Source organism: Conexibacter sp. CPCC 206217 (genome assembly GCF_030646165.1).
Classification (GTDB): domain Bacteria; phylum Actinomycetota; class Thermoleophilia; order Solirubrobacterales; family Solirubrobacteraceae; genus Conexibacter.
The window spans coordinates 772,456-780,926 of the sequence record NZ_JAUTDO010000002.1 but is presented as its reverse complement, the minus strand read 5'-3'; the positions used below and the strand labels follow the sequence as shown (position 1 = coordinate 780,926).

Below are 8,471 nucleotides of genomic sequence, written 5' to 3'. Positions count from 1 at the left end.
TGGGGCCTCGAGAACCACCAGCCTCCAAGGAGGACCGGATGAACAACCTGCCTAGGAACTACACCTAGCCGACACAGCGGGCGAGGCCGCGGCCCGCGCCAGCCCGGCACAGGCGTGGCAGAAAACGTGGGCTGAACGTCATTGCTGCCATGCGTCGGCGGCGCCATGATGCACTGCATGTCGATCCATCGCGTGCTCGTCGTCCTCTTCGACGGCGTCCAGAGCCTTGACGTGACCGGTCCGATGGAGGTCTTCACCGGCGCGGCGCGGCATCACGCCTGCGATGCCAGATACGTCGTGCAGACCGCCAGCCTCGACGGCGGACCGGTGCGCTGCTCCAGCGGTCTGACGCTGGTGCCCGACGTCGCGCTCGACGCCGCCGGCACACCCGACACGCTGCTCGTCCCGGGCGGCGAGGGGACGCGTAGCGCCGACCCGCGCCTGGTCGAGTGGCTGCGGGGCGCAGCGCCGTGCGCCGGGCGGATCGTCTCCGTCTGCAGCGGCGCGTTCCTGCTCGCGCAGGCGGGCCTGCTCGACGGCCGCCGCGCGACGACGCACTGGGCCTACTGCGACCTGCTCGGCAGACTGTTCCCGGCGGTCGCCGTCGATCCGGAGCCGATCTGGGTCCGCGACGGCAACGTCATGACCTCTGCCGGCGTCACGGCCGGGATCGACGCGGCGCTCGCGCTCGTCGAGGAGGACGCGGGACGCGAGGTCGCGCTGATGGTCGCGCGCCACCTCGTCGTCTTCCTGCGCCGGCCTGGCGGGCAGAGTCAGTTCAGCGCCCAGCTGGCGGTGCAGGTCGCCGAGCGCGAGCCGCTGCGCGAGCTGCAGCAGTGGATCGCCGACCATCCGGCGGCCGACCTGTCCGTCGAGGCGCTGGCGGCGCGCGCGAGCCTGTCGCCGCGTCAGTTCGCGCGCGCCTTCCGCGCCGAGGTCGGCGTCACGCCGGGCCGCTACGTCGACGACGTGCGGCTGGAAGCGGCGCGGCGGATGCTGGAGGACTCCGCCGACGGCGTCGAAACGGTCGCCCGCCGTTGCGGCTACGGCGCACCGGAGACGATGCGGCGCGCGTTCGTGCGCACGCTGGGCGTGGCGCCGGCGGAGTACAGGCGCCGGTTTCAGCCACGGCCGGTCAGCTACTCACCCTGACGAGCGAAAGGACCCACCGTGCAGATCGCCATCCTCATCTACGACCGCCTCACCGCGCTCGACGCGATCGGGCCCTACGAGGTGCTCAGCCGCCTGCCGGGCGCGGAGGTCGTCTTCGTCGCCGAGCAGGCGGGGCCGCTCACGACCGACACCGGCAGCCTCCAACTGGTCGCCGCTCATGCGCTCGACGAGGTGCCCGCGCCGGACATCGTGCTCGTGCCCGGCGGCCCGGGGCAGACGGCGCTGATGGACGAAGGTCCGGTGCACGCGTGGCTGCGCGCCGCCGACGCGACGAGCACGTGGACGGCCTCGGTCTGCACCGGTTCGCTGATCCTCTCCGCGGCCGGCCTGCTCGAAGGTCGCCGCGCGACCTCGCACTGGCTCGCGCTGGAGCGGTTGCGGGAGCTCGGCGCCGAGCCGACGGGCGAGCGGGTCGTCTTCGACGGCAAGTACGTCACCGCGGCCGGCGTCTCGGCCGGGATCGACATGGCGCTGACGCTCGTCGGCCGGATCGCCGGGCCCGAGGTCGCGCAGACGATCCAGCTCGGGATCGAGTACGACCCGCAGCCGCCCCATGACGCCGGCGCGCCGCACAAGGCGCCGGCGGAGAGCGTCGAGCTGCTGCGCGCGATGAGCCGCTTCGTGCTGGAGGGGGAGCAGGTGGAGCAGGGCTAGTCGGCCGTGCTCGCGGCCCCCGTGCTCGCGGCGCCCGCGCCCGCCAGCTCCGCCAAGAATCCCCGCAGCAGCTCCAGCACCAGCTCCGGCTGGTCTTCCGACACGAGCGTGTAGCTGTCCTCGATCTCGACGAGCCGACCGCGCGGCAGCAGCTCGGCGAGGCGGCGGCCGTGGTCGCGCGGCATCAGCTTGTCCTCGGGCGCCCACAGCACGAGCGCCGGGCGGTCGAACTCGCGCAGACGCTCAGTCGCGGCGGTCGTCCAGGGTCTGTCGAGCGGGCCGCCGGCGTACTTGGCGACGTCGCGGCGAATCGCGTGATCGCGCAGGATCGCGGCGAACCAGGCGTCGGCGATCGCGTTGGGGACGGGCCGTTTGCTCATCCAGCCGAACAGCAGCGGGAAGCGGCGCAGCCGCCGGATCGCGAGCGGCTGCAGCGCGAGCTTGACACCGAGCGGCCCGCCCTTGCCGGCGAGCGCGGCGAGGCGGCCGGGGATCCCGGGCGGGAAGTTGTCGAACGCCTCGCTTGGCGTGATCACGAGCGCGCCGACGCGCTCGTCGCGGCCGAGCGCGGTGAGCAGCAGCGCGCCGCCCCAGTCGTTGGAGACGAGCACCACGTCGCGCAGCTCGAGCGCATCGAGGAAGTCGGCGACGAGCCCGACCATCGCGGGCAGCGACAGGTCGGCGTCGGGTCGCATCGGGATGCGGTGGCCGCCGAGCGGCAGGGTCGGGCGGATCACGCGCGCATGCTCGGCGAGGCCGGGCGCCACGTTGCGCCAGACGCTGCCGTCCATCAGCAGGCCGTGCAGGAGCACGACGGTCGGATGGTCGGCAGCGTCCGCGCGAGAGCCTGGCTGCGCGGCGGACGCCGCGGACTCGGATCCCGCGGGCGGGCCGCTGTCCTCGTACTCGATCGTCCCCGCCGTCAGGTGAACTTCGGGCATCGCGAGACACTCCTCCCGACTAGATAGATCGCTCTAGCTGGAAGGTTAGCTATGCTCGCCCGGAATGTCGAGCGAACCGACCACAAAGGAGCGCATCGTCTTTGCGAGTGCTGAGCTGTTTCGCCGCCAGGGCTTCACCGGCACGGGCGTCAAGCAGATCGTCGCGGCGGCGCAGGCGCCGTTCGGCTCGCTCTACCACCACTTTCCCGGCGGCAAGGAGCAGCTCGGAGAGCAGGTGATCCGCGTCGCGGGCGGCTTCTACGGCGTGCTCGTCGAGGAGGTGATCGACCCCGCTCCCGACCTCGTCGGCGGCGTCGAGCAGTTCTTCTCGCTCGCCGGCGTCCACCTCGCCGAGAGCGGTTACCAGGACGCCTGCCCGATCGCGACGATCACGCTCGAGACGGCCTCCAGCTCGGAGTCGATGCGCCAGGCCAGCGCCGACGTGTTCGAGGGCTGGCTCGCCAAGCTCGCCGACCGCTTCGCCGCCGCCGGCATCGCGCCCGCGACCGCCCGCCCGCTCGCGCTCGCCACCCTCTCGCTGCTGGAAGGCGCCTTCATCCTCTGCCGCGCCGCCCGCACGACCGAGGCGCTCGACGCCGCGGGTGCCCAGGCCGCGGCGGCGGTCCGGGCGGCGTTGCCGGGCGCCTGAGTCTTGAACCGCACTTGAAGTCAAGCGCGGTCTTTGATCTCCTGGACGGCATGTCTGAGACGCTCACGATCGGCGAGGTCGCGGAGCGCAGCGGGGTCGCGACCTCGGCGCTGCGCTACTACGAGGAGCGCGGGTTGATCCGGGCCGAGCGCAACTCGTCCGGTCACCGTCGCTACGGGCGGCCGGTGATCCGGCGCGTCGCGTTCATCGTGTTCGCGCAGCGCGTCGGGCTGACGCTCGAGGAGATCGGCGAGGAGCTGGCGAAGCTGCCGGAGGATCGTGTGCCCAAGCGCGCCGACTGGGCGAAGCTGTCGTCGCGCTGGAGCGAGCGGATCGACATGCGGATCGCGGAGCTGGAGCGGCTCAAGGACGGCTTGACCGACTGCATCGGCTGCGGCTGCCTGTCGCTCGCGCGCTGCAAGCTCGCCAACCCCGACGACCGCGTCGCCCGCTTCGGGCCCGGCCCGGTCGTGTGGACCGGCGGCAACGCGGCCGCCTGATCGAGCCGGAACGGGACCCGCTGTGGGTCGTCAGCCATCGCCGTTGGACGCCGGATGCGGTTCGCTCCAGCGGTCCAGTTCGGTGTCGGCGAACGAGATCGGGTCCTCGAGCGGCTCGAGGTGGGTGAAGACCGTCACGTTGCCGAGCGTGTCGTGCAGCGCCGCCTCGACCTGCTCGGCGAGGTCGTGGCCGCGCTGCACCGACCAGTCGCCCGGCACCAGCACGTGCGTGGACACGAACGCGCGACTGCCGGCACGGCGCGTGCGCAGCGCGTGGAACTGCACCTCGTCGGACGCGAACGAGTCGAGCACGGCGTGGATCCGGGCAAGCTCCTGGACCGTCAGCGCGCGGTCCAGCAGCCCGTCGGTCGACCTGCGCACGAGTCGGACGCCGGTCACGAGGATGTTGCCCGCGACGACGAGCGCGATCAGCGGGTCGAGCGCGTCGATGCCCGTGATCGCGACCGCGATCACCGCGACGACGACGCCGCAGGAGGTGACCACGTCGGTCATCAGGTGGCGGCCGTCGGATTCCAGCGTGATCGAGCTGTACTCCCTGCCGGCGCGGATCAGCCGCTGGCCGACGGCGAGGTTGACGAGCGACGCGGCGATCGCGATGCCGACGCCGACCGCCACATCGGAGATCTCGCTCGGGTTCATCAGCCGGTCGACGGCGGAGACGCCGATCGTGACGGCGGCGAGCAGGATCAGCGCGCCCTCGACGCCGGCGGACAGGTAGTCGGCCTTCTCGTGGCCGTAAGTGTGCTCCTCGTCCGGCGGCCGCGTCGACCACTGCACGACGACGAGCGCGAACAGCGCGGCGACGAGATTGACGACCGACTCGGCCGCGTCGGACAGCAGGCCGACGGAGCCCGTCACAGCCCAGGCGCCGAACTTCATCGCGATCGTGACGAGCGCCGCGGCGATCGAGAGATAGACGAGGCGCAACAAGCGACCGCGTCGCTCGGCGCTTGTGTCTGGGCCGGACACGGACGGGCCAGTCTAGCCCGCTCGCCGCGGTCGTTCAGCGCCGTGCGGCGGCCATCACGCGCTCGATCACGTCGAAGTAGCGCACCGGGGCGATCCGCGTCACGAGCGAGATCGCGACCGCGTCAGGGCCGATCAGAATCCGCTGCTTGCCGTTCTCGACGCCCGCGTGGATCGTCTTGGCCGCCTTCGCGGGCGACGTGCGCGCGTTCTTGGCGAACTCCTGCACGAGCTTCTCGTGGTCGGTGTTGCCGGTGTCGTCGACGTGGAAGCGCGCGTTTCTGACGATGTTCGTGCGGATCCCGCCGGGGTGGACGGTGATCGCGCGCACGTCGCTGCCGCGCAGCTCGTGGCGCAGCGACTCGGTGTAGCCGCGCACGGCGAACTTCGACGCGCAATAGGCGCTCTGCGTCGGGAAGCCCATCAGGCCGAAGACGCTGGAGACGTTGACGATCGCGCCGCTGCCGTTGGCGAGCAGGATCGGCAGGAACGCGCGCGTGCCGTGCACGACGCCCCAGAAGTTGACGGTGACGACCCACTCGTCGTCCTCGACGGCCGCCTCCGCGGCGGTCTGCGAGACGGTCACGCCGGCGTTGTTGACCGCCAGCCCGATCGGCGCCGGCGCCCACTCCTGCACGGCGGCCGCGAACTGCAGCTGCGCCTGGCGGTCGCTGACGTCGAGCTTGCGCGCGAAGACGGGCCCGGGGATCGATGCAGCGGTCTCCTGCAGCCCGTCCTCGTCCCAGTCGCAGATCGCGACCGGGCTGCCGTGCGCCGCGAGCCGCTGCGCCAGCGCGCGCCCTATCCCGGACGCCGCTCCGGTGACGACCGCGGTGCGCCCGTTCAAGCTCGCCGGCCGCCCGTTCCTACGAGTTCGCTGTGCCATGGTACGCCACGGTACCGGGAGCGCGACCCGGCGCGCGCCGGTGTCTGCACGCATGGATATGTGGGAACGAGCTACAAATGTGGGACATTTGCACAGCGTGGTACATTTGGTTTATGGCCCATGCGGAGCGTCATGTCACCGTCGGCGATCGCGGTCGCCTCGTCTTGCCGGCCGCGGTGCGCAGTCAGCTCGGGCTCGAGCCCGGCACCAGAATGCTGCTCACGACGGAGCCCGACGGCTCGCTTCGTCTGCGGCCGTATCGTGCGGTCGCCGATCGCCATCGCGGCATCCTTGGCGCCGCGAACGGCCCGTCGCTGGTCGACGAGCTGATCGCGGAGCGTCGTCGCGAAGCGGCGCGCGAGGACGCCGAGTAGCTCATGGCGACGGTCCTGGACGCGTCCGCGTTCCTCGCTTACCTGCAGGGCGAGCCAGGGGCCGACGTGGTCGCCGACGCGATCGCGAGCGGCACGTCGATCTCCTCGGCGAACCTGGCCGAGGTGCTCAGCCGTGTCGCCGATCGTGGCCGCGATCCGGTCGCGCTGATGGAAGGGTTCGTCGCCGAAGGGCTGCTGGAAGGCGCGGTCGAGGTCGAACCGGTGACGCTCGACGACGCCGCGGAGATCGCGCGCCTGCGTCCGCTGACGCGTGCTGCCGGCCTCTCGCTCGGAGACCGCGCCTGCCTGGCGCTCGCGCGGCGGCTCGGGGCCGAAGCGCTCACCGCCGACGCGGCATGGGGAGAGGTCAGGCTAGACGTCAGGTTGGTGCAGATCTGCTGAGCTGGCGGTCGATGCGCGCCGAGTTGGCGCGCGTCAATGACCTCGTGGCCGCCTCCAGGCCGAGACGCCGAGCGCGATCAGCAGCAACTGCTTCTCGGCGTGGTGGACGATCTCGGCCTCGGCCTCGCGTGAGTCGGTCGGGCGGTCGACGATCGCCTCGGCGGTCGAGACCATCGTGCTGACGATCAGCGAGGCGACGACGGCGAGGTCCTCGGTCGGCCAGCGGTCGAGGTAGGGGAAGCGCGCGAGGTCGGTCGCCAGCTCGCTGGAGAAGAGGCGGATCTCGGTGCGGATCGCCTGACGCATGACGGGCACGCCGCTGGAGCGCTCGCGCGCGATGAAGCGGAAGTGCAGGCGGTGCTCGTGGATGTGCGTGACGAGGATCTCGACCGAGCGTCTGATCACGTGCTCGGGCCGCTGCGGCTCGGCGCGGGCGGCGCGGATCATCTGGCGCAGGGTGCGGAACGAGTCGTCGATCAGGACGAGCCCGAGTTCCTCCATCGAGTCGAAGTGGCGGTAGAAGGCGGTCGGCACGACGCCGGCCTCGCGTGCGACCTCGCGCAGCCCGAGGCTGCTGAAGCTCTTCTGCTCCAGCAGGCGCAGCGCGGCGTCCAGCAGCGCGACGCGCGTGCGCTCCTTCTGCTCGGCGCGTGTGAGTCTCCTCACACTGAGTGTCTCGATGTTCACTGAATCCGGCATGTGGTGGCATCAGAAATTCTACTACGGGACTGGACAGACGGAAAACTGGGTACTACCTTGTGCACAAGTGTTCACTGAAACCGCGACAGCCCGCCGTCCTCGCCTCGCGCGCCGCCTGCTCGGATCGCCGCTCGCCCAGGCGCTCACGACGCCGCATGGCGTCGACCGTTACGTCGAGCTCGTCAAGCCCGCCTTCTCGCTGCGCGACGTGCGCGCCGAGGTGATCGCGGTGCGCCGCCCGACGCCGGCCGCGGTCACGCTGACGCTGCGCCCGAACGAGAACTGGCAGGGCTTCCGCGCGGGCCAGCACGTGCTGCTGAGCGTCGAGATCGACGGCGTGCGGCATACGCGCCCGTACTCGCCGGCATCGTCGGAGCACGCGCCGGACGGCCTGATCGAGCTGACCGCCCACGCGCGGCCGGACGGGCGCGTCTCGCCGCACCTGCGCGCCGCGCTCGCGCCCGGCGAGGTCGTCGGGCTGTCGCAGGCCGCCGGCGACTTCGCGCTGCCCGCCGCCGCCCGCCCGCCCGAGCTGCTGCTGATCAGCGGCGGCAGCGGGATCACGCCGCTGATGTCGATGCTGCGCACGCTCTGCGACGAGGGGCACGACGGCCGCATCGCCTTCCTCCACTACGCCCGCTCCGAGCGTCACGTCGCCTACGCGGCCGAGCTGCGCGCGCTCGCCGACGCGCATCCGAACGTGAGGCTGCTGCGCGGCTTCAGCGCCGGCGGCACGCTCGCCGCGGCGGAGCTGGACGGCCGCTTCTCACGCGACCACGTGCACGCGGCGAGGGTCGATCCGGCGGTCGCGCCGGCCTACGTCTGCGGGCCGACCGCGCTCGTCGACGCGGTGCGCGAGCTGTGGGTCGACGACGGGCACGAGACGCGCCTGCACGTCGAGCAGTTCGCCGCGCCCGCGCCGGTCGCCGATCCCGGCGCCGCCGGCATCGCCAGCGGCGCGATCCGCTTCGCCCGCAGCGGCGCGCAGACCGCCAACAGCGGCGGCACGCTGCTGGACCAGGCCGAGGCCGCGGGCCTCACGCCGCAGTCCGGTTGCCGCATGGGGATCTGCCACACCTGCAGCTGCCGCAAGCTCGAAGGGGCGGTCCGCGACGTCCGCACCGGCGTCGTCTCGACGGCGCCCGACGAGCAGATCCAGATCTGCGTCAACGTCCCGGTCGGCGACGTGACGCTCGACATCTAGGG

The 8,471-nt window shown here is 72.0% G+C and carries 11 protein-coding genes; 7 read left to right on the top strand and 4 right to left on the bottom strand.

Annotation, left to right across the window (positions count from 1 at the left end; translation table 11 throughout):
- The first annotated feature begins 177 nt into the window (after positions 1–177).
- Positions 178–1,152 (top strand): GlxA family transcriptional regulator, encoded by a 975-nt coding sequence (locus Q7L65_RS08295; RefSeq protein WP_304720241.1) that lies wholly within the window; start codon positions 178–180, stop codon positions 1,150–1,152.
- A gap of 18 nt (positions 1,153–1,170) precedes the next feature.
- Positions 1,171–1,827 carry a DJ-1/PfpI family protein gene (locus Q7L65_RS08290; RefSeq protein WP_304720240.1) on the top strand — a complete coding sequence of 219 codons (657 nt, stop codon included), beginning with the start codon at positions 1,171–1,173 and terminating at the stop codon, positions 1,825–1,827.
- On the opposite strand, the gene Q7L65_RS08285 is transcribed toward Q7L65_RS08290, so the two are convergent.
- Positions 1,824–2,768, bottom strand: coding sequence for an alpha/beta fold hydrolase (locus Q7L65_RS08285; protein ID WP_304720239.1), 945 nt, complete (start codon positions 2,766–2,768; stop codon positions 1,824–1,826). The genes Q7L65_RS08290 and Q7L65_RS08285 overlap by 4 nt on opposite strands.
- A 64-nt stretch (positions 2,769–2,832) precedes the next feature.
- Between Q7L65_RS08285 and Q7L65_RS08280 the strand changes: the two genes are divergently transcribed.
- Positions 2,833–3,417, top strand: coding sequence for a TetR/AcrR family transcriptional regulator (locus Q7L65_RS08280; RefSeq protein ID WP_304720238.1), 585 nt, complete (start codon positions 2,833–2,835; stop codon positions 3,415–3,417).
- Between the two features lie 50 nt (positions 3,418–3,467).
- A complete protein-coding gene (soxR, locus tag Q7L65_RS08275) occupies positions 3,468–3,917 on the top strand; it encodes a redox-sensitive transcriptional activator SoxR (protein WP_304720236.1) in 450 nt (149 codons plus the stop codon).
- 30 nt (positions 3,918–3,947) lie between these two features.
- Here soxR and Q7L65_RS08270 read toward each other — a convergent pair whose 3' ends face one another.
- On the bottom strand, positions 3,948–4,907 hold the full coding sequence (locus tag Q7L65_RS08270) for a cation diffusion facilitator family transporter (protein ID WP_304720234.1): 960 nt from the start codon (positions 4,905–4,907) through the stop codon (positions 3,948–3,950).
- A gap of 34 nt (positions 4,908–4,941) precedes the next feature.
- Positions 4,942–5,790, bottom strand: coding sequence for an SDR family oxidoreductase (locus tag Q7L65_RS08265; protein ID WP_304720232.1), 849 nt, complete (start codon positions 5,788–5,790; stop codon positions 4,942–4,944).
- Positions 5,791–5,903: 113 nt separating this feature from the next.
- On the opposite strand from Q7L65_RS08265, the gene Q7L65_RS08260 reads away from it, so the two are divergent.
- Entirely contained in the window at positions 5,904–6,164 is a 261-nt protein-coding gene (locus tag Q7L65_RS08260) for an AbrB/MazE/SpoVT family DNA-binding domain-containing protein (protein WP_304720231.1), read from the top strand.
- A 3-nt stretch (positions 6,165–6,167) separates the two neighbouring features.
- Positions 6,168–6,566 (top strand): type II toxin-antitoxin system VapC family toxin, encoded by a 399-nt coding sequence (locus Q7L65_RS08255; protein ID WP_304720230.1) that lies wholly within the window; start codon positions 6,168–6,170, stop codon positions 6,564–6,566.
- 33 nt (positions 6,567–6,599) lie between these two features.
- On the opposite strand, the gene Q7L65_RS08250 is transcribed toward Q7L65_RS08255, so the two are convergent.
- The gene (locus Q7L65_RS08250; protein ID WP_370552525.1) at positions 6,600–7,265 is read right to left on the bottom strand and encodes a TetR family transcriptional regulator; all 666 of its coding nucleotides are present in this window, start codon (positions 7,263–7,265) and stop codon (positions 6,600–6,602) included.
- Between the two features lie 67 nt (positions 7,266–7,332).
- On the opposite strand from Q7L65_RS08250, the gene Q7L65_RS08245 reads away from it, so the two are divergent.
- The gene (locus tag Q7L65_RS08245) at positions 7,333–8,469 is read left to right on the top strand and encodes a ferredoxin reductase (protein WP_304720225.1); all 1,137 of its coding nucleotides are present in this window, start codon (positions 7,333–7,335) and stop codon (positions 8,467–8,469) included.
- Positions 8,470–8,471 lie beyond the last annotated feature (2 nt).

Coding starts and splice junctions, on each gene's coding strand:
- Q7L65_RS08250 (WP_370552525.1), bottom strand. CDS start 7,265: ATGCCGGATTCAGTGAACATCGAGACACTCAGTGTGAGGAGACTCACA.
- soxR (WP_304720236.1), top strand. CDS start 3,468: ATGTCTGAGACGCTCACGATCGGCGAGGTCGCGGAGCGCAGCGGGGTC.
- Q7L65_RS08295 (WP_304720241.1), top strand. CDS start 178: ATGTCGATCCATCGCGTGCTCGTCGTCCTCTTCGACGGCGTCCAGAGC.
- Q7L65_RS08280 (WP_304720238.1), top strand. CDS start 2,833: ATGTCGAGCGAACCGACCACAAAGGAGCGCATCGTCTTTGCGAGTGCT.
- Q7L65_RS08285 (WP_304720239.1), bottom strand. CDS start 2,768: ATGCCCGAAGTTCACCTGACGGCGGGGACGATCGAGTACGAGGACAGC.
- Q7L65_RS08260 (WP_304720231.1), top strand. CDS start 5,904: ATGGCCCATGCGGAGCGTCATGTCACCGTCGGCGATCGCGGTCGCCTC.
- Q7L65_RS08265 (WP_304720232.1), bottom strand. CDS start 5,790: ATGGCACAGCGAACTCGTAGGAACGGGCGGCCGGCGAGCTTGAACGGG.
- Q7L65_RS08255 (WP_304720230.1), top strand. CDS start 6,168: ATGGCGACGGTCCTGGACGCGTCCGCGTTCCTCGCTTACCTGCAGGGC.